The 21,026-nt window shown below is 74.3% G+C and carries 19 protein-coding genes; 12 read left to right on the top strand and 7 right to left on the bottom strand.

The genetic code is table 11. From position 1 onward, the window contains the following. The first annotated feature begins 4 nt into the window (after nucleotides 1–4). The 6 genes from ACH4TP_RS23875 to ACH4TP_RS23850 all read left to right on the top strand — a co-directional run bounded on the left by ACH4TP_RS23875 (nucleotide 5) and on the right by ACH4TP_RS23850 (nucleotide 9,148). Complete coding sequence (locus ACH4TP_RS23875; RefSeq protein ID WP_398184793.1) at nucleotides 5–940, top strand: ABC transporter permease; 936 nt, start codon at nucleotides 5–7, stop codon at nucleotides 938–940. Continuing rightward, nucleotides 937–1,884 carry an ABC transporter ATP-binding protein gene (locus ACH4TP_RS23870; protein WP_398439066.1) on the top strand — a complete coding sequence of 316 codons (948 nt, stop codon included), beginning with the start codon at nucleotides 937–939 and terminating at the stop codon, nucleotides 1,882–1,884. The genes ACH4TP_RS23875 and ACH4TP_RS23870 overlap by 4 nt, the downstream gene beginning before the upstream one ends. Next, on the top strand, nucleotides 1,881–2,894 hold the full coding sequence (locus ACH4TP_RS23865; protein ID WP_398439065.1) for an ABC transporter ATP-binding protein: 1,014 nt from the start codon (nucleotides 1,881–1,883) through the stop codon (nucleotides 2,892–2,894). The genes ACH4TP_RS23870 and ACH4TP_RS23865 overlap by 4 nt, the downstream gene beginning before the upstream one ends. After that, nucleotides 2,891–4,387, top strand: coding sequence for a glycoside hydrolase family 32 protein (locus ACH4TP_RS23860; protein ID WP_398439063.1), 1,497 nt, complete (start codon nucleotides 2,891–2,893; stop codon nucleotides 4,385–4,387). The genes ACH4TP_RS23865 and ACH4TP_RS23860 overlap by 4 nt, the downstream gene beginning before the upstream one ends. 234 nt (nucleotides 4,388–4,621) lie before the next feature. Next, a complete protein-coding gene (locus ACH4TP_RS23855; RefSeq protein WP_398439062.1) occupies nucleotides 4,622–8,215 on the top strand; it encodes a glycoside hydrolase family 32 protein in 3,594 nt (1,197 codons plus the stop codon). A gap of 3 nt (nucleotides 8,216–8,218) precedes the next feature. Beyond that, a complete protein-coding gene (locus ACH4TP_RS23850) occupies nucleotides 8,219–9,148 on the top strand; it encodes a carbohydrate kinase (RefSeq protein WP_398439061.1) in 930 nt (309 codons plus the stop codon). Here ACH4TP_RS23850 and ACH4TP_RS23845 read toward each other — a convergent pair. Next, nucleotides 9,126–10,415, bottom strand: coding sequence for an ATP-binding protein (locus tag ACH4TP_RS23845; RefSeq protein ID WP_398184811.1), 1,290 nt, complete (start codon nucleotides 10,413–10,415; stop codon nucleotides 9,126–9,128). The two genes, ACH4TP_RS23850 and ACH4TP_RS23845, sit on opposite strands and share 23 nt — an antisense overlap. Before the next feature lie 242 nt (nucleotides 10,416–10,657). Further along, nucleotides 10,658–11,095 carry an SPW repeat protein gene (locus ACH4TP_RS23840; RefSeq protein ID WP_389225618.1) on the bottom strand — a complete coding sequence of 146 codons (438 nt, stop codon included), beginning with the start codon at nucleotides 11,093–11,095 and terminating at the stop codon, nucleotides 10,658–10,660. Nucleotides 11,096–11,335: 240 nt separating this feature from the next. Between ACH4TP_RS23840 and ACH4TP_RS23835 the strand changes: the two genes are divergently transcribed. Beyond that, nucleotides 11,336–11,704 carry a cupin domain-containing protein gene (locus tag ACH4TP_RS23835; RefSeq protein WP_398184815.1) on the top strand — a complete coding sequence of 123 codons (369 nt, stop codon included), beginning with the start codon at nucleotides 11,336–11,338 and terminating at the stop codon, nucleotides 11,702–11,704. Nucleotides 11,705–11,720: 16 nt separating this feature from the next. Here the strand turns inward: ACH4TP_RS23835 and ACH4TP_RS23830 are convergent, their stop codons facing one another. Beyond that, nucleotides 11,721–12,086 (bottom strand): hypothetical protein, encoded by a 366-nt coding sequence (locus tag ACH4TP_RS23830; RefSeq protein WP_398184818.1) that lies wholly within the window; start codon nucleotides 12,084–12,086, stop codon nucleotides 11,721–11,723. Nucleotides 12,087–12,265: 179 nt separating this feature from the next. Here ACH4TP_RS23830 and ACH4TP_RS23825 point away from each other — a divergent pair, with 179 nt between their 5' ends. After that, a complete protein-coding gene (locus tag ACH4TP_RS23825; RefSeq protein ID WP_398439060.1) occupies nucleotides 12,266–13,708 on the top strand; it encodes a carboxylesterase/lipase family protein in 1,443 nt (480 codons plus the stop codon). A gap of 57 nt (nucleotides 13,709–13,765) precedes the next feature. Here the strand turns inward: ACH4TP_RS23825 and ACH4TP_RS23820 are convergent, their stop codons facing one another. Further along, nucleotides 13,766–14,272: a DinB family protein gene (locus ACH4TP_RS23820; protein WP_389225606.1), complete on the bottom strand. Its 507-nt coding sequence runs from the start codon at nucleotides 14,270–14,272 to the stop codon at nucleotides 13,766–13,768. A gap of 128 nt (nucleotides 14,273–14,400) precedes the next feature. Here ACH4TP_RS23820 and ACH4TP_RS23815 point away from each other — a divergent pair, with 128 nt between their 5' ends. Continuing rightward, a complete protein-coding gene (locus ACH4TP_RS23815; RefSeq protein ID WP_398439231.1) occupies nucleotides 14,401–15,093 on the top strand; it encodes an RraA family protein in 693 nt (230 codons plus the stop codon). Between the two features lie 23 nt (nucleotides 15,094–15,116). Here the strand turns inward: ACH4TP_RS23815 and ACH4TP_RS23810 are convergent, their stop codons facing one another. Then, nucleotides 15,117–15,554 carry an OsmC family protein gene (locus tag ACH4TP_RS23810; RefSeq protein WP_041127633.1) on the bottom strand — a complete coding sequence of 146 codons (438 nt, stop codon included), beginning with the start codon at nucleotides 15,552–15,554 and terminating at the stop codon, nucleotides 15,117–15,119. 60 nt (nucleotides 15,555–15,614) lie between these two features. Continuing rightward, nucleotides 15,615–16,370 (bottom strand): type 1 glutamine amidotransferase, encoded by a 756-nt coding sequence (locus ACH4TP_RS23805; RefSeq protein WP_398439059.1) that lies wholly within the window; start codon nucleotides 16,368–16,370, stop codon nucleotides 15,615–15,617. 186 nt (nucleotides 16,371–16,556) lie between these two features. Between ACH4TP_RS23805 and ACH4TP_RS23800 the strand changes: the two genes are divergently transcribed. The 3 genes from ACH4TP_RS23800 (at nucleotide 16,557) to ACH4TP_RS23790 (ending at nucleotide 20,148) form a co-directional block, all read left to right on the top strand. Next, nucleotides 16,557–16,943: a hypothetical protein gene (locus ACH4TP_RS23800; RefSeq protein ID WP_398439058.1), complete on the top strand. Its 387-nt coding sequence runs from the start codon at nucleotides 16,557–16,559 to the stop codon at nucleotides 16,941–16,943. A 299-nt stretch (nucleotides 16,944–17,242) separates the two neighbouring features. Continuing rightward, nucleotides 17,243–19,654: a molybdopterin cofactor-binding domain-containing protein gene (locus ACH4TP_RS23795; RefSeq protein ID WP_398439057.1), complete on the top strand. Its 2,412-nt coding sequence runs from the start codon at nucleotides 17,243–17,245 to the stop codon at nucleotides 19,652–19,654. Nucleotides 19,655–19,668: 14 nt separating this feature from the next. After that, nucleotides 19,669–20,148 (top strand): (2Fe-2S)-binding protein, encoded by a 480-nt coding sequence (locus tag ACH4TP_RS23790; RefSeq protein ID WP_398439056.1) that lies wholly within the window; start codon nucleotides 19,669–19,671, stop codon nucleotides 20,146–20,148. 81 nt (nucleotides 20,149–20,229) lie between these two features. Here the strand turns inward: ACH4TP_RS23790 and ACH4TP_RS23785 are convergent, their stop codons facing one another. Next, entirely contained in the window at nucleotides 20,230–20,922 is a 693-nt protein-coding gene (locus ACH4TP_RS23785) for a FadR/GntR family transcriptional regulator (RefSeq protein ID WP_389225591.1), read from the bottom strand. Nucleotides 20,923–21,026: the final 104 nt, after the last annotated feature.

Raw genomic sequence — 21,026 nt, 5'->3', positions numbered from 1 at the left:
CACCATGTCCGTCCTCGACACCCCCGACACCGGCACAGCCGTGTCCCACGACGTGCCGCCCCGTTCGCCGGGCACCGCGCGCCCCGCCCGCCAGGGCCTCGGGCGCCGGCTGCTCGCCGACCGCAAGGCCCGCGCGGGACTCCTCCTGCTCGCCGTCTTCGCACTCCTCGGCGCGCTCGCCCCCGTCCTCGCACCGGGCGACCCGTCGCTCATCACCGACCTCGGCGCCACCCCGCCCTCCGCCGGCCACTGGCTCGGCACCACCGCCAAGGGCCAGGACGTCCTCGCCCTCACCCTGTGGGGCACCCGCAGCTCGATGCTCGTCGGCTTCACCGTCGGCATCGCCGCCACCCTCGTCGCGCTGCTCGTCGGGCTCGCCTCCGCCTACCTCGGCAAGCTCGTCGACGACCTGCTGACCCTCGTCACCAACGTCTTCCTGCTGCTGCCGGGCCTGCCGCTGCTCGTCATCCTCGCCGCGTTCCTGCCGCCCGGCACCACCACCGTCGTCCTCGTCCTCACCGTCACCGGCTGGGCGGGATCGGCCCGCGTGCTGCGCGCCCAGGCCACCTCCATCCGGGGCAAGGACTTCGTCGCCGCCGCCGTCGTCACCGGCGAGCGACCGCTGCGGATCATGTTCCGGGAGATCCTCCCCAACATGGCGTCCGTGGTCATGACCACCCTGCTCGGCTGCGTCATCTTCGGCATCGGCGCCCAGGCCGGCCTGGAGTTCCTCGGCCTCGGCGACGCCTCCGTCGTCAGCTGGGGCACCAACCTCTACTGGGCGGGCAACGACGGCGCCCTGATGACCGGGGCCTGGTGGGCGTTCGTCCCCTCCGGCCTGTGCGTCGCGCTCGTCGCCTTCGCGCTCGCCCTCGTCAACTACGCGGTCGACGAGATCACCAACCCGCGACTGCGCGCCCGCCGGAAGGGGAAGAAGTGAACGTCCTCGACGTCCAGGGCCTGCGGGTCGAATACCGCGGCGACGGCCGCAGCGTCGTCGGCGCCGACGACGTGTCCTTCACCATCGGAGCCGGAGAGATCTTCGGACTCGCCGGCGAGTCCGGCTGCGGCAAGTCGACCGTCGCCAACGCCGTCATGCGGCTCCTCAAGGACCCCGCCGAGATCACCGCCGGCTCGATCACCTTCCGGGGCCGCGACGTCCTCGCCATGGACGCCCGCGAACTGCGCGCCTTCCGCTGGCGGGAGATCGCCATGGTCTTCCAGTCCGCGATGAACTCCCTCAACCCGGTCCTCACCGTCGGCGAACAGATCGGCGACATCTTCACCACCCACGAGAAGCTGAGGAAGAGGGCCGCCCGCGACCGCTCCGCCGCACTCCTCGACCTCGTCGGCATCTCGCCCGACCGGCTGAAGGCCTATCCGCACCAGCTCTCCGGCGGCATGCGCCAGCGCGTCGTCATCGCCATGGCCGTCGCCCTCAAGCCGACCCTGCTCATCATGGACGAGCCGACCACCGCGCTCGACGTCGTCGTCCAGCAGGAGATCATGGCCCAGATCCGCGAACTCCAGCAGGCGCTCGGCTTCTCCGTCCTCTTCATCACCCACGACATGTCCCTGATGGTCGAGCTGTCGGACCGCATGGGCGTCATGTACGGCGGCCGGATCGTCGAACTCGCCGACGCCGAGGAGCTGTTCGCGCGGCCCCTCCACCCGTACACCGAAGCGCTGATGAACGCCTTCCCGCCGCTCACCGGACCGCGCCGGGAACTCACCGGCCTCTTCGACGCCCCGCGCACCGCCGACAGCTGCGGCTTCCACGTCCGCTGCCCCGACGACCGCGCCGACTGCTCCACGAACATCCCGGACCTGCGCCAGGTGGCCCCCGGCCGCTGGGCCGCCCTCACCGGAGGCACCGCCGCATGACCCTCCTCCAGATCCGCGGGCTCACCAAGGACTTCCCGGTCGGCACCGTCTTCTCCCGCCGCCGCGTCCGCGCCGTGAACGGCGTCGACCTCGACCTCGCCCCCGGCCGCGTCACCGCCCTCGTCGGCGAGTCCGGCAGCGGCAAGTCCACCCTCGCCCGCTGCCTCGCCCGCCTCGAACGACCCACCTCCGGGCAGATCCTCCTCGACGGCGAGGACGTGCTCCGCACCGAGCGCCGCCGCGCCTCCCGTACGTACCGGGGCAAGGTCCAGATGGTGTTCCAGGACCCCTTCGGCTCCCTCAACCCCGTCCACCGCATCGAGCACTTCCTCGTCCGCGCCCTCGTCCTCCACGGCCACCCGGCCGACCGGGGACGGCTCGCCGCCCTCATGGAGGAGGTCGGCCTGACGGCCGACATGCTCGACTCCCACCCGCACGAACTCTCCGGCGGACAGCGCCAGCGCGTCGCCATCGCCCGCGCCCTGGCCGTCGGACCCGACGTCCTCCTCGCCGACGAACCGACCTCCATGCTCGACGTCTCCGTCCGGGTCGGCGTCCTCAACCTGATGCGCCGGCTGCGCGACGAACGCGGCCTGTCCATGCTGTACATCACCCACGACCTGGGCTCCGCCCGCTACCTCGCCGACACCACCGCCGTCATGTTCGCCGGCGAACTCGTCGAGGGCGGCGACGCGCTCGCCGTCATGGACGCCCCCGCCCACCCGTACACCCGGCTGCTGCTCTCCGCCGTGCCCGACCCGACGCGCCGCACCGGCTACGACAAGGCCGAGCGCGCCGGGCTGCGGGCCGCCGTCCTGAACCCCGAGTCCTGCCCTTACGACGACGGCACCTGCAGCACCACCACCCCCGTACGCCACACCGTCGGCGAGGACGGAGGGCAGCCGCACTGGGTGCGCTGCCACCTCTACGCGCCCGCCCACGAGATCGCCCACCGCGTGTTCCAGCCCGCCGACGACGCCTCCCCGGAAGCCGAGAAAACCGCCGCATGACACACGACCTGATCGCCGCCACTGTCGAAGAGGGCCTCGCCGAGCGGGCCTTCCGCGACCCGCACCGGCCCCGCTTCCACTTCACGTCCCCCGGCGGCTGGCTCAACGACCCCAACGGGCTCAGCCACTGGGACGGCGTCTACCACCTCTTCTACCAGTACAACCCGCTCGCCCCCGCCCACCACCGCATCCACTGGGGCCACGCCACCTCCACCGACCTCGTCACCTGGACCGACGAACCCGTCGCCCTCGTCCCCGGCACCACCGGCCCCGACCGCGACGGCTGCTGGTCCGGCGTCCTCGTCGACGACGGGGGAGTGCCCACCCTCGTCTACTCGGGCCGGCACGGCGACCGCGAACTGCCCTGCGTCGCCACCGGCAGCCCCGACCTGCGGCACTGGACGAAGGACCCCGCCAACCCGGTGATCGCCGCGCCGCCGGAGGGCGTCGACGTCACCGCGTACCGCGACCACTGCGTCTGGAGGGAAGGGGACGTCTGGCGCCAGCTCGTCGGCTCCGGCATCCGCGGCGAGGGCGGCACGGCCCTCCTGTACGAGTCCCACGACCTGCGCGACTGGCGGTACGTGGGCCCGCTCCTGACCGGCGAAGCGAGCCACGGCACCGCCGCCGACCCCGACTGGACCGGCACCATGTGGGAGTGCGTCGACCTCTTCCGGGTGGACGGCACCGACGTCCTCGCCTTCTCCGCCTGGGACGAGGGCACCACCCACCACCCCCTCTACTGGACGGGCCGGTACGAGGGCGACCGCTTCGAACCGAGCGCCCTGCACCGCCTCGACTACGGGCAGAACCACTTCTACGCGCCCCAGTCGACGCGCGACGCGCACGGCCGCCGCGTCATGTTCGGCTGGCTCCAGGAGGGCCGCGGCGAGGAGGCCACCGCCCGCGCCGGCTGGTCCGGGGTCATGTCCCTGCCGCGCCTCGTCACCCTCGGCCCCGACGGCGCCCTCGACCAGGCCCCCGTGCCGGAGCTGACGCGGCTGCGCCGCGACCACGTGCACATCGGCCCCTTCGAGGGGGACGGCGACCTGGACGCGATCCGCGGCGACCAGCTCGACCTGGAGGCGACGGTCCGCCTCGCCCCGGGCGCCACGGTACGGCTCGGGGTACGGGAGACCCCGGACGGCGCCGAGCGGACCGTCGTCGAGATCACCCGCGACCCCGCAGGCACCTCGGGCACCCTGCGCCTCCACCGTGGGGCGAGCAGCCTCGACCCGGACGTCGACACCTCGCCCCGCCACGGCGACCTGCCCTTCGGCCCTGACGGTACGGTCGAACTCCGCGTCCTCGTCGACCACTCGGCCCTGGAGGTCTTCGCCAACGGCCGCGCCCTGGCCGCCCGCGTCTACCCGACCCGCCCCGCCGAGGCGACCGGCGTCTCGCTCACCGCCACCGGCCGCGCGACCGTCGCCCGCCTCGACGCCTGGCACATGGCCCCGATCGAGACGTCCCCGCGCCCGCTCTGGCCGTGACCGCCCTCCCGGCCCCGCGCCCGCTCTGGCCGTGACCGCCCTCCCGGCCCCGCGCCCGCTCTGGCCGTGACCGCCCTCCCGGTCCCGCGCCCGCGTCGGCCGTGCCCCTTCCACCCGTTCGGCCGTGACTCCTCCACCCGTCCGGCCGTGCCCCCTTCGCCGGTGCCGGGCCCCGCGCCCGGCACCGGACCCTCCCCTTCGTACAGGCGCCACCCCACCGCCGAGGAGGCCCCCATGCGTATCCCCGAACTCCCCTTCCGCCGCCGCACCCTGCTCCAGGCCGGCGGGCTCGCCCTCCTGCCCGCCCTCGCCGCACCCCGCACCGCCGAGGCCGCCCCCGCGCGCCGCCGCCGGACCGCGGCCCTGCCCGAGGCCGTCACCTCGCCGCTCCCCGACCCCCTTCCGTACCGGGGGAGTTGGCAGCGCACCCCGGACGGCGGGCAGCGCGCCTCCGCCGCCTCCGGGACCGCGCTCGCCGTGTCCGAGCACCGGATCGGCGTCCGCGCCGGGTGCTCCGTCCGGATCACGGCCGATCCGGGCACCCCGCACGCCCGGGGCGGGCTCGTCCTGCGGGCCGCGCCCGACGGCTCCACCGGCTACGCCGTCCTCCTGGAACCCGCGAACGGACAGGTGGAGCTGGTCGATCTGGCGAGCGGCACCACCCTCGCCTCCGGCGGCAACGGTCCCGGCGAGGTCCTCGACGTCACCGTCGACGGGCCCGCGCTCACCGTCCACGTCGACGGCGTCCAGGTCCTCACCGCCGTCGACCACCGCCACACCGCGGGCCACGTCGGCCTCCTCGCCGACGGCGGCACGGTCAGCTTCGGACCGCCCCGGACCTGGACCGTCACCACCGACCTCGGCGGCTGGACGAGCACCGGCACCTGGACCCCGACCCCGCTGGGCCTCACCGGCGCCGCGCCCGAGGGCGCCAACATCCGGACGATCGCCGCCGAGGAGGCGTACGACACCTCCGTCCAGGCGGACGTCCTGGTCCACGACCCGTACGCCGTCGCCGCCCTCCTCGTCCGCGCCGACTCCACCGGCACCCGGGGCTACGCGGTGGAGGCCGACCCCAACCTGGGCCGCCTCCGCCTCTACCGCGTGGACGGCGACGTCACCCTCGCCACGCACACCACCCCGATCACGCCCGGCACCGTCCACCGCCTGCGCGTCGAGGCCGAGGGACGCCGCCTGCGCGTCCACTGGCAGAGCGACTTCCTCCGCCCCGACGGCTACGCCCCCGTCATCGACACCGAGGACCCGGCGCCCGCCCCGCACCTCTCCGGCCGCCCCGGACTCCTCGCCTACAACGGACGGGTGTCCTTCGAGAACGTCACCGCCGCCGGACCGCCCGCCGAACTCCCGGGCGCCACCACCCTCTCCGGCACCTGGACCCGTGACCTCAAGGGCCTGCGCGGCGACGACGGGCTGCGCACCGCCCCCGCCCCGGACGGCCCCGGCCTCGTCGTCTCCGCCGACGTGCAGCTCGCCGGGGCGAGCGCCGCCGGCCTCCTCGTGCGCGGACACCAGCTCCTCCTGGACACCGCGACCGGCTCGATACGGCTCCTCGACCACACGAGCCGCGCCGTCCTCGCCACCGCGCAGCCGTCCGTACGTCCGATCCGCGCGGGAACTCCGTACCGCATCGAAGTCCACCTCATCGGCGGCGAGTTCAGCGCCTCCGTGGACGGGGTGGAAGCCCTGCGCGCCCCGGCCGCCGCCTCCGGCGACACCGTCGGCCTCGTCGCGGCCGGCGGCACCGCGTACTTCCGGGACGTGTACGCCGCCGACGTCCGCGAGCACTACACCGAGCCGTACCGCCCCGCCGTCCACCACTCGCCGCGCACCGGACCGGGCAGCGACCCCAACGGCCTCGTCCACTTCGAGGGGGAGTACCACCTCTTCCACCAGGCCGAAGGCCGCTGGGCGCACGCCGTCTCCACCGACCTCCTGCACTGGCGGGCGCTGCCGACCGCCCTCGACTGGAACGAGTACGGCCACCGCTGGTCCGGCTGCGCTGTCGCCGATCTCGGCGACGCCTCCGGTCTGTTCGGCGGCGGATCCGGCCTGATCGCGTACCACACGAGCTACCACCCGGACAGGATCGGCGGGAACCAGGCGGTGCGCGCCGCCTACAGCACCGACCGGGGCCGCTCCTGGCAGCCGTACGGCGGTCCCGAGCCACTGATCGGCAACCCCGGCGGCCCGGACGGCGGCTGGGACTTCCGCGACCCGAAGGTGGTCCGGGACGAGGCCCGCGGCCAGTGGGTCATGGTGGTGTCCGGCGGCGACCACGTGCGCTTCTTCACCTCCCGGGACCTCCTCCACTGGACGCACACCAGCTCGTTCGGCTACGGGGACTGGGTGGCCGGCGGCGGGGTGTGGGAGTGCCCCGACCTCTTCCCGCTCCCTGTCGACGGCGACCCGGCCCGTACGGTCTGGGTCCTCACCTTCAGCACCGGCGCCGTCCGCGCCACCGACGGCTCCACCGCCCGGTGCCTCACCGGAGACTGGAACGGCACCGCCTTCACCGCCCACCAGGCCCCCGGCCCGGCGCCGCGCAGCGACCACGGACGCGACTTCTACGCGGCGATCACCTTCGCCGACCTCCCCGACGCCCGGCGCGTCTGGCTCGGCTGGACCACCAACTGGGACTACCCGTTCAGCGCGCCCACCCGTCCGTGGAACGGCCAGCACTCCCTTCCCCGCGAACTCGCCCTCGCCGACGGACCGGACGGTCCCGTCCTGTGCCAGCGGCCCGTCGCCGAACTGGCCTCCCTGCGCACGGACACGACGCTACGGAGGGACCTCACGGCCGGACCCGGCGCGCCCGACCCCTGCGCGGGCCTGACCGGCACCACGTACGACCTGGAGGCCGAGCTCGTGCTGCCGCCGACCGGCGCCGCGACCAGCTGCGCCTTCCGTCTGCGGGCCAAGGGCGGGCAGGCCGTCCTCGTCGGCTACGACGCCGTCCGCGAACGCCTCTCCGTCGACCGCGCCGCCTCCGGACGCACCGACTTCACCCGGTACTTCGCGGGTCGTACCGAGGCCCCGCTCGCCGCCGTCCGGGCCCCCGACGGCAGCCGTACGGTCCGGCTGCGGATCCTCGTCGACTCCTCCTCCGTGGAGGTCTTCGGCGGCGCGGGCGAGGCCGTCGTCACCAGCCTGGTCCTGCCCGACCCCGACGCCGACGGGATCGCCTTCACCGCCGAGGGGGGCACCGTCCGGATCACCGAGCTCGCCGTCCACCGGCTCGCCTCCACCTGCCGTCTGAGCGAGACGCTCCCGGCCCTGCCCCCGCTCCCGCCGCCGGGGGAGTTCCGCACGGACCTCGGCACCCTCACCACCGTCCCCGCCGGGCGCTGGGAGGCCACCGGCGCCGGGCACACCGGGGTCTTCGACCGCGACAGCGACGCGATGTCCACCCGCCGCTTCGCCGACCTCGAACTCACCACCCTGCTCCGGCTCGGCGGCCCCGACGGCACCCGGGGCGCCGCCTCCCTGATCTGGCGGGCCTCCGCCGACGGCGCCGACGGGTACGTCCTCAACGTCGACCCCGACCTCCGGGCCGTCCGCCTCGTCGTCCGGCGCGGCGGCTCCTTCGACGACGCGGCCGCCCTCGCCAAGGTCCCCGCCCTCGTACGGCACGGCGCCACGTACGATCTGCGGATCGTCCACCAGGGCACCCGCGTCCAGGTCTTCCTGGACGGGGAGCGGATCATCGACCTCACCGAACCGGCGGCCACCCACACCGACGGCCACGTCGGCCTGAACGTCTTCGGCGGCCGGGCAGGCTACCAGGACACCTACGCCAAGGAGCTCTGACCCATGTCCTTCCTGGTGATCGGCGAGTGCGTCGCCGACATCGTGCGCGACGCCGACGGCACCGAACGGATCCACCCGGGCGGCAGTCCCGCCAACGTCGCCTACGGCCTCGCCCGCCTCGGCCGGGACGTCACCCTGCTCACCCAGCTCGCCGACGACCCCACCGGGCGGCTGATCGCGGACCACCTGAAGGGAGCGGGCGTACGGGTGGAGACCGGCGGCGTCCCCGCACGCACCCCGTCGGCGATCGTCGGGCTCGACGCGCACGGCGGGGCCACGTACACCTTCGACATCGCCTGGACCCTGGAGGCGGGGGAGCTTCCGGCCGCACGGCCCGGCCATGTGCACATCGGCTCCGTCGCCGCCGTCACCGCCCCCGGCGCCGCCACCGTCCTCGCCGAGGCCGAGCGGCTCCGCGACCGGGCCACGGTCAGCTACGACCCCAACGTGCGGCCCGCGCTCATGGGGGAGCACGGTGCGGCCGTCGCCCGCGTCGAGCGCTGCGTCGCGCTCAGCGACCTGGTGAAGGCGAGCGACGAGGACCTGGCCTGGCTGTATCCGGGGGAGTCCGCCGAGTCCGTCGCCGCCCGCTGGCTGCGCCTCGGCCCGGCCCTCGTCCTGGTCACCCGGGGCGCGGCGGGGTCGCTCGCCCTCACCGGGCGGGAGACGGTCACGGCCGTCGCCCCGCCGGTCGCCGTCGTCGACACCGTCGGCGCGGGCGACTCCTTCATGTCGGCCGTCCTCGACGCCCTCGCCGGACGGGGGCGGGACGCCCTCGGCGGGCTCGGCGCCGACGAGCTCGCGGAGCTGCTGCGCAGGGCGGGCGCGGCGGCGGCCGTCACCGTCTCCCGGGCCGGCGCCCTGCCCCCCGACCGGTCCGAACTGGACGCGGCCGGAGGGGAGTCCGCCCTCAGGTCCGGGCGTGCGTCGTGATGTCCGAGGCGAACTGCTCGATCATCGCCGGTGTGACCGTCGGCCGGCACTCGGCGATGGCCTCCAGGTAGTCGGCCGTGCTCGCCCCGGGCGCCGGATCGTCGCCGCCGCGCCCGCCGACCGAGACGAGGTCACGCTCGAAGGAGGCCTGGGCGGCGATCCGGGCCGCGTGCTCGATGTCGGCGGGCGTGAACAGCTCGCTCGCGAGGACCAGTTCGTCGATGTCGACGTCCGTCCGCCCGTCGGTGTAGCGGGACCAGATCGCCGCCCGCGCCGCCTTGTCCGGCGTACCGATGGGGATGAGGTAGTCGAAGCGGCCGGGGCGCAGGAACGCCGGGTCGAGGGAGCGGATCGAGTTGGTCGCGCAGACGAGCAGCCGCTCGTCCCGCTCCCGGAAGCCCGGTATCAGCTTCAGGAGTTCGTTCGTCACCCCGTGCATCCCGCCGGGCTGGGCGGGCTCCGAGCGGACCGGGGCGATCTCCTCGACCTCGTCGATGAAGACGAGGACCCGCTCCAGCTCGGCGATCCGCGCGAACGCGGACCGCAGGGCGGCGGCGAGGTTCCCCTCGTCGGCGAGGCGGGACGGCAGGATCTCCACGAAGGGCCAGCCGAGCCGGGAGGCGATGCCCCGCGCGAACGTGGTCTTCCCGGTGCCGGGCGGGCCGAACAGGCAGACCGCGCGCGGCGGCCGCACCCCGTGCCGGGTGGCCCGCTCCGGCTCGGCCAGCGGCAGCACCACCCGGCGCTCGATCAGGTCCTTCTCCCGCTCCATGCCGGCGACCTTCGCCCACAGGTCGCCCGGGAGCAGCCGGCCGCCCAGGTCGTCGAGGAGCCCGGCGGCGGGGCCGTGCAGCGGCTCGACCTTCTCGAAGTACGCGACGGCCGGCTGGCGCGTGTACCCGGCGTTCAGCAGGCCCTCGCCGAGGAGCTCCTCCTCCGGCAGGACGTACGCGATGCGCCCGACGCGGGCCGCGACGAGCCGCCGCTCCAACTCCACGAGCAGGGCGCTGGCGAGGCCGCGGCCCCGCCAGGCCGAGGAGATCGCGATCCGCATGACCCAGGCCCGCTCGCCGGAGACGCAGGCGAGCGCCGCCCCGATGGGGGCGCCCTGGTGCACGGCGACCACGGCGGGCTGGCGGCTGGTGAGGGCGCCGATGCACTCGGCGAGCGAGAAGACGGACTCCTGCCCGAGCTCGGCGGTGGTGTCGATCAGATGGACGACGGCGGCGAGATCGCTCTCGCGGTAGTCGTGGATGTGCCAGTTCACCGGTGGTACCGCCCCTCGTTCGTGCTGTTGCGGCGAGGCTAGGCGGGGTCCCGGGCAGCGGTCCTGCGCCATCCTGCACAGGGCGGGGCGGTCCAACGCGCCGATCCGTCAGTGGCCGGAACGGCGCGAGTGCGGTGCACGGCGGTGCCGCCTCCCCCTCCACGGTGAACGGCGGCACCTCCTGGGGGAGGCGCCGCCGTTCAGGGGGAGAGGATCGATGCGTCACGTCCTCGTCCTGCGTGTCACGTCCTTCTCTTGCTCATGAGCAGTCCGCCGGCCGTCAGGGAGAACAGGCAGACGCACGCGCCCGTGATGACATTGCTGACGATCATTCCCGTGTCCGGGTGCCGGGTGACGACCCAGGGCGCGACGATGAGCCACACTCCCATGAGCAGCACGACGAAGTTCAGGTCCTGGGACCGCTCCGGGGCCATCGACATGCACAGGCCGAGGACCGCGAGGGCGATGCCGACGACCAGGTTGGTGATGGCGAGTGCCGGCGCGGCGGCGGAGAAGTGGACCGTGTAGGCGGAGATCGCCGCCCAGACTCCTGCGAGGATCACGAGTTCCTCGACCGCCGCGACTCCTCGGGTCTGCAGCATACGGGCGTAGCGGTCCCGCATCTCCGACGCGTCGGGGTGCCCCGCGATATCACCGGGACGGTGAGAGACGTCGGCCATACGACTCGCCTCCTTCTGGCGTCCTGCACGTCTGACCGCGTTTGCGGCATCAAGCCGCGTCTTCATTGTGCTCTTATCTGCCCTTTATGTGTAGATATGCCTGATATGGGATGTCGACAGAAATCGAGGGACGGATATGCGGGAAACCGCCAAAACCGGCTCCCGTCGAAGGGGGTGCCGCCCCGGCGTAGCCTGGAGATGGACTCGGGGACCGGACCTTTCCACCGCCGGGGGTGCGCGATGGCCGGCATCGTACGGAAGAGCTTCGACGCGGCGGACGAGACGCGTCCCTTCGAGGACGGCAAGGGCAGGCTCGACCTGCTCGTCGGCGACGGCGGCTCGGTGGGCCGCGCCGTCTTCGAGCCGGGCTGGCAGTGGTCCAAGCACGTCAAGCCGATCGCCGGCACCGACAGTTGCCAGGCCTCGCACGTCGGGTACGTGGTCAGCGGCCGGATGAAGGTCGTCATGGACGACGGCGAGAGCGTCGAGTTCGGCGCGGGCGACTACATGGAGGTCAAGCCCGGACACGACGCCTGGGTCCTCGGGGACGAACCCTGCGTGGCCCTCGACTGGCTGGGCTTCACGAACTACGCCCTCCCGCAGTCCTGACGCCCTCCCGCACGGCTCATCCGTAGGCGTCCGTGACGCAGTCGACGGCGCAGCGCCAGTGCTCGAACCTGCGGCGGAGCGCCTCCGCCGCGTCCGGCCGCTCCACGCCCGCGTGGCCGTACCGCTCCTCGGCCGTCCGCACCACCGCCGTGACGGTGACGATCGCCGGCTCGCCCTCGCCGGCGCACCGGCGGGCCTCCGCGATCACGTGGTCGGCCGCCCGCTGGAGGTCCCGGGCGTATTCCCGCTGGGCGACGGCCCGCGCCCGCGAGGCGGCGAAGGGTCGCACGGCCCGGCCCTTCCAGATCGCCCCGGCGGCCATGACGGCCGCGCCGGACAGGAACAAGAGCGCCCAGCCCACGGCGCCGATGTCCCACTTCATCGCCGCCGCCTCCCCCTGGTCCCGTGTGCCCTTCCCTCGCCCCGAGTCTAGGGGGCGCCGGTCCTGCTGCCGGGGTCGCGTGCGCCGGGCTCCCGACGCGGAGTGTTGACACGTGTAAGTAAGCGGTGACAGGCTCGTGCTCCGGCCCCCGTGTGCCAGCGCAGAAGGAGCAGCACCCCATGAGCACCACCGTCACCACCGTCCGAGGTCCCGTGCGCGGCGAGCGCCGTGCGGACGGGACCTTGCGTTTCCTGGGCATTCCGTACGCGCAGCCGCCGGTGGGGGAGTTGCGGTTCGCGGCGCCGGTGCCGCCGGAGGCGTGGTCGGAGCCGCTGGACGCGAGGGCGTACGGGCCGACGGCGCAGCGCCGGCCGTTCGCGGAGGTGACGACGATTCCGGAGCCGTCGATCCCGGGTGCGGGGGTGCTGAACCTGAACGTGTTCACGCCGGCGGCCGACCCGGAGGCGGGTCTGCCGGTCCTGGTGTGGTTCCACGGTGGTGGGTACGTGGCGGGTTCGGCGGCGAGTCCCTGGTACGACGGGGTCGCGTTCAACCGGGACGGCGTGGTGCTGGTCTCGGTCGGTTACCGGCTGGGGATCGAGGGCTTCCTGCGTCTGGAGGGTGCGCCGGACAACCGGGGGGTGCGGGACTGGGTCGCGGCCCTGGAGTGGGTGCGGGACAACATCGCGGCTTTCGGCGGTGATCCGGAGAGGGTCACGATCGCCGGGCAGTCGGCGGGTGGTGGTGCGGTGCAGACCCTGCTCGCGGTCCCGTCGGCCGAGGGGCTGTTCCGGGGTGCGATCTCCGTCTCCGGCGCCGTCATGCGGCCCGACGGCCCCGAGGTCGCCCGCGCCGCGGCCCGGCTGTTCACCTCCCGCACCGGCGTCCCCGCCACCGTCGAGGCCCTGCGCGACCTGACCGACGACGAACTCCTGGACCTCCAGGACCTCCTGAACGAACCGGGCCCCGACCGCGAGGGCCTGCCGCCGATGCTGTCCCTCGCCCCCTTCGCCGACGGCGAGCTGATCCCCGTACCCGTCCTCGACGCCCTGACCACGGGCGAGGCGGGCGCCGGCGTACCGCTGATGCTCGGCTTCACCGAGGACGAGTTCTCCATGTTCCCCGCCCCCGGCCCCGAGGGGCCGCCGCTGCCCCTCCTGCTCGGCGCGCTCGGCCTGGACCCCGCCAGGACCGGGGCCTTCACCGAGGCGTACGCGGCGGGCGGCGAGGAGCGGTACTTCGGCCAGGCGATGACGGACACCCTCTTCCGGGCGCCCAACCTCGCCGTCGCCGACGCCCGCGCCGCACACGAACGCCCCACCTGGTTCTACGAGTTCCGCTGGCGGTCGCCCGCCCTCGGCCTCGCCTTCCACTGCCTGGACCTGCCCTTCGCCTTCGACCTCCTCGACGCCGAGGGCGTCGCGGCCGTCGCCGGGGACGAGCCGCCGCGCGCGCTCGCCGACGCCCTGCACCGGTCCTGGGTCGCCTTCGTCACCGACCAGGACCCGGGCGCCGACTGGCCGCGCTACACCTCCGCGGAACGCGCCACGAAGATCTGGGACGCGGAACCCCGGATCGCCGCGGACCCCGTGCGCCGGGTCCGCGAACTCTGGCTCGACTGAACCGTCGAACCGTCACGGCCGGCCGACCGGCACCCGTACGGGCCGGACGGGGAGGGGTCAGTCGCCGGTCGTGCCGTCGAGCAGCTCGCGCAGGATGTCCAGGTGGCCGTTGTGGCGGGCCGTCTCCTCGGTGAGGTGGAGGAGGATCCAGCGCAGGTCGACGCGGACGCCGTCGCGGACGGTGCGCTTCGCCTGGGCGTCCAGGTCGTTCGCGGCGACCAGTTCGCGGTGGCGGGCGCTCTGCTCGGCGTACTCGTCGAGCAGCTGCGCGAGCGGGAAGTCGACGGCGATGCGCATCTCGCGGTCGGGGTCGTCCTCGGTCCAGGGCCCCTGGTCCTCCTCGCCGAGGAAGACCACCCGGAACCAGTAGTACTCGACCCAGCGGAGGTGGTTGATCAGTCCGCTCAGGGTCATCAGCGGCGAGCCCGGCAGGAGCGCCTTGCGGGCGTTCTCCGCCGAGACGCCCTCGCACTTGGCGCGGGCGGTGTCACGTGCGTAGTCGAGGAACGTGGTGAGCTGGGTGCGCTCGTCCCACGCGGACGGTGTGTCATCGGTTCTGGTCATCGCGTGAAGCGTCCCCGATCATGGGAACGATGTCGAGGCATTTAGGGCCCTGCAGAGGGGCCCGGCCCACCGCACCCGCCACGGACGGATCGGAGCACCGGATGATCACGGACGGATCGGAGCACCGGATGGTCGAGGACTTCGCCGACCTCTCCACACCGCTGATCGCCGACGCCTGCGTACGGCTCGGGGAACCCCTGCGGGCGGCGCCCGCCGGGATCCTGCCCGTCGTCGCCGGGCAGCGCCTCGCCGGGCGGGTGCTGCCCGCCCGCCACTACGGAAGCGTCGACGTCTTCCTGGAGGCCTTCACGCATGCCGCACCGGGGGACGTCCTCGTCATCGACAACGGGGGCCGCCGCGACGAGGCCTGCGTCGGCGACCTCGCCGTCCTGGAGGCCGAGGCGGCGGGCATCGCCGGGGTCGTCGTCTGGGGCCTGCACCGGGACACCCCGGACCTGGTCGAGATCGGACTGCCCGTCTTCTCGTACGGACGCCACGCGCCCGGCCCCGTACGCCTCGACGACCGGGACCCGGACGCGCTGACCACCGCGCGGTGCGGCGAGCACGAGGTGACCGCCGCCGACGTGGTGTTCGGCGACGACGACGGCGTGCTCTTCGTGGCGGCCGACCGCGTGGGCGCCGTCCTGGAGGCCGCCCGGTCCCTCTTCCGCACCGAGCGGGAACAGGCCCGCCGGATCAGGGCGGGGGAGACCCTGCGGGCGCAGACCCGCTTCGACGACTACCTCAAGGGCCGCGCCGAGGACCCCTCGTACACCTTCCGGCGGCATCTGCGCCGGATCGGTGGCGCGATCGAGGAGTGACGGGAGGTCCGTGGTCCGGCCGGTCAGCCCTCGAAGCCGACCGTGCCGTCCGGCAGGATCGCCTCCACGTGCGCGCCGTGCTCCACGGTCCGGCTCACCGTGCAGAACTTCTCGTGCGTCAGGCGCACGCCCCGGGCGAACACCTCGGCCGCCTTCGGGTTGTTGTCCGGCAGGTCGAACTCGTAGCTCACCCGGATGCGGCCCAGCCGGCCGTCGTCCTCGGGACCCGAGACCGACTCCACCACGATCCGCAGGTCGTCGTGGTCCACCGCCCGGGCCGTCCGGTCGATCACGAGACCGCCGCAGCCGCCCATCGCAGCGAGCAGCAGCTCGACCGGGGTGAACGAGGGCTGGGCGTCCGCGTCGTCGGCGGCGGCCATCCGCACCTCCGCTCCCCGGTCGTTGCGGGCGGTCCAGTTCCGGTACCCGGTGCGGACGGTCTCGATCCGGTAGTCGGCCATGGCGGCGGAGCTCCTTCGTTCAGGTGCGTGTTCCCGTACGGTACGCGCCGGGGGCGGCGCTCAGTCGCTCCGCGTGCCCGCGCGGGCGAGGACGACCGCGCCCCACGCCTCGGACACCGCCCCCCAGACCGCGCGGAGTTCCGGCTCCGCCTCCCGCACCGACGCCACCGCAGCCTCCGGGTCGCCGCCCGCCGCGCGCAGGTCCTCCCCGTCGGCGGCCGCCCACGCCGCGACCGTGTCCGCGCCCACCTCCGGATGGAACTGCACCGCCCAGCCCGCGCCCCCGACCCGGAACGCCTGGTACGGGCAGTCGTCACCGGTCAGCAGCGGCACGGCGCCGGCCGGGAGGCGGTCCACCTGGTCCCAGTGCCACTGCGCCGCCGGGGCGCCCTCCGGCACCCCGCCCAGCACCGGGTCGCCCTCGGCGTCCGGCAGCCTGCGCAGCGGTACGGCACCCGCCTCGGGGCCCCGGGCCCGCCGCGACACCGCGCCGCCCAGGGCGTGCGCGACGATCTGGCCGCCCAGGCATATCCCGAGCAGCGGCACCTCCCCGGCCACGGCCTCGCGGACGAGCCCGCGGACCCGGGGCAGCCACGGCGCGGCCTCGTCGTACTCGCAGTTGACGGCCCCGCCGAGGACGAGCAGCCCCGCGTGGCCGGTCACCGTCTCCGGCAGCGCCTCGCCCTTCCAGGCCCGTATCACGTCGAGCCGGAGCCCGGTCCGTACGAGGTGCTCGCCGACCAGGCCGGGACCGGCGTCCGCCTCGTGCTGCACGACGAGCACGGCCGGCCCCGTCTCCTGCGTCTCCGTCGTCACGGTCGCCCCGCCTCCACGTCTCGTCCCGGGAACGCCCAAGCGCGTTCGCCCTCCCGAGGATCTCCGAAGAAGGGCCGGTGCGGGAGCCCCCGGGGACGCATGCGTGCGCACATCTGAGTAGCCCGGTACGGGTGCCTGAGTACGCCGACCGATACGGCGCCCGCCGCCCGCTGGTGGACTGGGTCCATGACCTCCGACGCCCGGCGCCCCCGCCGCCTCCAGCACGTCACCGCCACCGGCACGGCCCTCGCGGTGGCCCTCGGCCCGCTGGTCCTCGGCGCGCTGCTCGCCAAGTCGGTCGGCGGGGACCCGATGGCCTCCGTCAACGCCCTGATCGCGGGCGGCGGCCAGCGCGCCCGGATCTCCCGCGCCGGACTCCGCTCGGGCGTCCGGCTCCGCCCCGCCGCGCACCTGCGCGGCCGTGCCCGGCCAGCGCGCCCCGGCTCAGCCGCGCGGCCTGCGCGCCAGCAGAAAGGCCTGCGGCGTGCTCTCCCCGGGCTCCGGCTCCCGCACCAGCCGCGCCGCCTCGACCAGCCCCGCCGCGGACAGCAGCCCCGCGAGACGGTCGGGTGACCAGCGGTACACGTCGAGGTCGACCTCGTGCCCGTACGCCCGCTCCCACCGTCGAGTGCCAGGAGAGCACCCCCGGCGACGGTCTCGTACGAGCGGCGGGTGGCGGTGACGTGCGGGGCCCCGGTCATGGCGGCGCCCCATGTCGGCCCTGACGGCCCGTCGGCGGCGGCCGCGTCACCGGTTCCCCGCAAGAAGTCCACGCCGAACGGCTCCCGGAGGTCCCCCGCATGAGCGATGATCGTCGCCTCTGAAGATACCCGGCAGTAGCAGGCCGGGGTCATGGCGAAAGGGCACACCGAATGGTGAGGCGGCACCCCGCGCGGGACGACCACGGCACGAGCGGCGGCGGGGACGGAGCCGGGGCGTCCGCGCGGCGCGCCGGGGACGGAAGCCCGGACCGTGCGGGGGGAACCGGCATCGGACGGCGCCGGTTCCTCGGGTACGTCCTGGCCGCGCCGACCCTCACCGTCGCCGCCCAGCTCGGCGCCGAGGCCCTCGCCCCGAGTGAGGCCGCGGCGGCGTCGGCGCTCATCCCCTCGCTGCCGGGACCGGCCGAACTCCTCGACCTCAACGAGCTGCTGACCCTCGCGGCCGCGCCCACCAGCAACCTCATCACCATCCGCGTCGACACCGACGGCACCGCCCACTTCGCCCTGCCCCGCGCCGAGGTCGGCCAGGGCGTCACCACCTCCAGCGCCATGATCGTCGCGGAGGAGCTCGACCTGCCCCTGGACAAGGTGAAGGTCACGCTCGCCGACGCCCGCCCCGAGCTGCTCTTCAACCAGCTCACCGGCGGCTCCAACACCACCTACTCCACCTACACCCCGATCCGGGTCGCCGCCGCCCTCGCCCGGGCCCGGCTGCTGCATGCCGCCTCCCTCGTCCTCGGCGACGCCGTCGAGACCCTCACCACGAAGGCCGGCGCCGTCCTCTCCCCGGCCGGCGCGCTCCTCGGCTACGGCGACCTCGCCGTGAAGGCCGCCGCCGTCGCCGACGCGGCGGTGGAGGTGACCCTCAAGGACGCGGACGGCTTCCGCGTCATCGGCACCGCCCAGCGCAGGGTCGACGCCCTCGAAGCGGTCACCGGGCGCAAGAAGTTCGCCATGGACCTCCAGGTCCCGGACGCCCTGCCCACCATGGTCTGCCGCCCGCCCACCATCAACGGCACGGTCCGCTCCGTGGCCAACCTCGCCGAGGTCCGGGCCATGCCCGGCATCACCGACGTCGTCACCGTCTCCACCGGCGTCGCCGTCCGCGGCCGCACCTTCGGCCAGTGCATCGACGCGGTCCGCTCCCTCCGCGTCGACTGGGGTCCCGGCACGGCCGAGGGCGCCTCCGACGCCACCGTCCTGGAGAAGCTGCGCCGGGCCGAACTCCCGCTCGTGGTCCCGCCGCTGCCGCTCCTGACGAAGGCGGTCGACGCCCGCTTCACCTTCCACTTCGCCAGCAACGCCGCCCTGGAGACCAACTGCGCGATCGCCGACGTGCGGCGGGACTCGGCGGAGATCTGGGCCTCGGTCAAGGCGCCGATCGTCGCCCAGGAGAAGATCGCCCTCAAGCTCGGCCTGCCGCCCACCGCCGTCCGCGTCCACGTCACCGAGGGCGGCGGCTCCTTCGGCCGCAAGCTGTTCTCCGACGCCGCCCAGGAGGCCGCGGAGATCTCCAAGGCTCTCGGCAAGCCGGTGAAGCTGATGTGGCACCGCACCGACGACTTCCGCCAGGGCCGTACGCACCCGATGTCCACCTCCCGGGTCCGGGCCACGTACTCGCTCGGCGAGGTCCTCACGTACGAGCAGCGCCACACCTCCGTGGCCACCGACTTCGGGCACGGCATCGGCGAGGTCCTCACGGCGGAGGCGGCCCGGCTGCCCGTCGCCGACGCCACCTTCTCCGAGACGATGTTCCAGCTCACCCAGATCAGCCCGTACCACCTCGGCGTCACCACCCAGCTCCTCGCCGAGACCGACAAGGGCTTCAACACCGGCTCCATGCGGAACATCTACTCGCCCAACGTCCGCTGCGCCCAGGAACTCGTCATGGACGAGCTGGCCAAGCGGACGGGCCAGGACGGGTACGAGATGCGGCGCCGGCTCCTCAAGGACGCGCGGGCCCGCGCCGTCCTCGACAAGGTCGCCCAGACGGGGCAGTGGGGCCGGAACATGCCGGCCGGCACGGGCCAGGGCATCGCCGTCCACACCGAGTACCACTCCGCCGTCGCGATCCTCGCCGAGATCGACTGCCGGCCGGAGACCACCGGACGGAAGATCCCGGGCGCGTACACCGGGCCCCGCGTGACCAAGGTCGTCTGCGCCGTCGACGTCGGCCTCGCGGTCAACCCGCGCGGCCTGGAGGCCCAGATGATGGGCGGCATCGCCGACGGCATCGCCATCACCCTGACCTCCGGACTCCACCTGAGCGACGGGCACTTCCTCGAAGGCAGCTGGGACCAGTACTTCTACACCCGGCAGTGGAACACCCCGCCCGAGCTGGAGATCATCGTCATGCCCCCGAGCGGCGACAAGCCGGGCGGCGCGGGCGAGCTCGCGGTCGCCGGAGCCATGGCCGCCGTCGCCTGCGCCTACGGCCGGGCCACCGGCACGATGCCGACGGTCTTCCCCGTCAACCACGCCGAGCCGCTCGCCTTCACCCCCCTGCCGACCGTCCCGCCCGTCCCGGCCTCGCCCACCGACGGCCGCGACCGCACCATCTGAGACCTGGAGCCCCCGTGCCGCAGCACACCTTCATCCTGAACGGCAAGGCCGTCACCGCCGACGTCGAGGGCGACGTCCGGCTCCTCTGGGTCCTCCGGGACGTCCTCGGCGTCACCGGCCCCAAGTACGGCTGCGGGGTCGGCGTCTGCCGGGCCTGCACGAGCCACCTCAACGGCAAGGCGTTCACGCCCTGCGCCGTGCGCGTCGACGACGTCGCCCCGACCGACGAGATCACCACCATCGAGGGCCTCCCCGACACCGCCGGCGCCGAACTCCACCCGATGCAGGAGGCCTGGCTCGACCTCGACGTCGCCCAGTGCGGCTTCTGCCAGCCGGGCCAGATCATGGCGGCGGTCGCCACCGTCCGCAAGGCGCGCGAGGCCGGACGCGAGGTCACCGAGGCCGACCTCGACACCATCCGCAACATCTGCCGGTGCGGCACCTACCACCGCATCCGGCAGGCCGTCCTGGAGGGCGCCCGCCGGATGGCGTGAGCGCGGCGCGGCCCCCGCTCAGGGGGCCGACCGGAGCGGGGCCGGCGGCTGTGCGGCCTGGTCCCGTACCGCCCCGCGGGGTCAGGGCGTCGACAGGAGCAGGGCCAGGGTGGACTCCAGCTCCTGGCGGGTCAGGCGGGCGGCCTCCTCCGGGTCGCCCGCCTCCACCGCCCGGACCACGTCCGCGTGGGCGTCCTCGCCGTGCCGGAGGTCGGTGCCCCGCAGCCCGAGCAGGTCCAGCAGCTCGATCAGGCCCTCGCGGAGCACCGGGGCGAACTCCCCGAACAGGTCCGTAAGGACGGGGTTGCGGGCCGAGGCCACGATCGCCGCGTGCAGGGCGATGTCGGCGTCCACGAAACCCGCGTCGTCGAGCGCGGCCGCCGCCACCCGCCCGGCAAGCGCCTCCCGCATCGCCGCCACGTCCTCCTCGGTCCTGCGCAGCGCCGCGAGGCGCGCCGCCTCCACCTCGACCAGCATCCGCACCTCGTACACGTCCGTCACCGCCGCCCGCCGCAGCCGGGCCGGCCACTCCTCCGTCGGCCGGGTCGCGATCACGAAGACGCCCGCGCCCTGCCGGGGCTGGACGAGCCCCGCGCCCGCCAGGGCCCGCAGCGCCTCGCGGACCGTGGAGCGCCCCACGCCCAGCTCCTTGGCGAGCGTGGTCTCCCCGGGGAGCTTCGTGCCGACCGGCCAGTGGCCCCGGACGATCTGCTCGCGCAGGCGCTCGGCGGCCTGTTCGACCAGGGGGCTGGGACGCAGGGCACCGAGCGGCATGGGGATCACCTGATTCTCTGATGTCCGGCTCTCCGCGAAGGTCCGGACGGCGGGCGCGTCCTCCGGATCACGGGGACGCCGCCGAGGAATGTACCCGAACTTGT

It is taken from the genome of Streptomyces sp. NPDC021012, from assembly GCF_044333355.1.
In the GTDB taxonomy this organism is placed as follows: Bacteria; Actinomycetota; Actinomycetes; order Streptomycetales; family Streptomycetaceae; genus Streptomyces.
The sequence above is the reverse complement of the archived record's forward strand: the minus strand, read 5'-3'. Positions and strand labels throughout refer to the sequence as shown.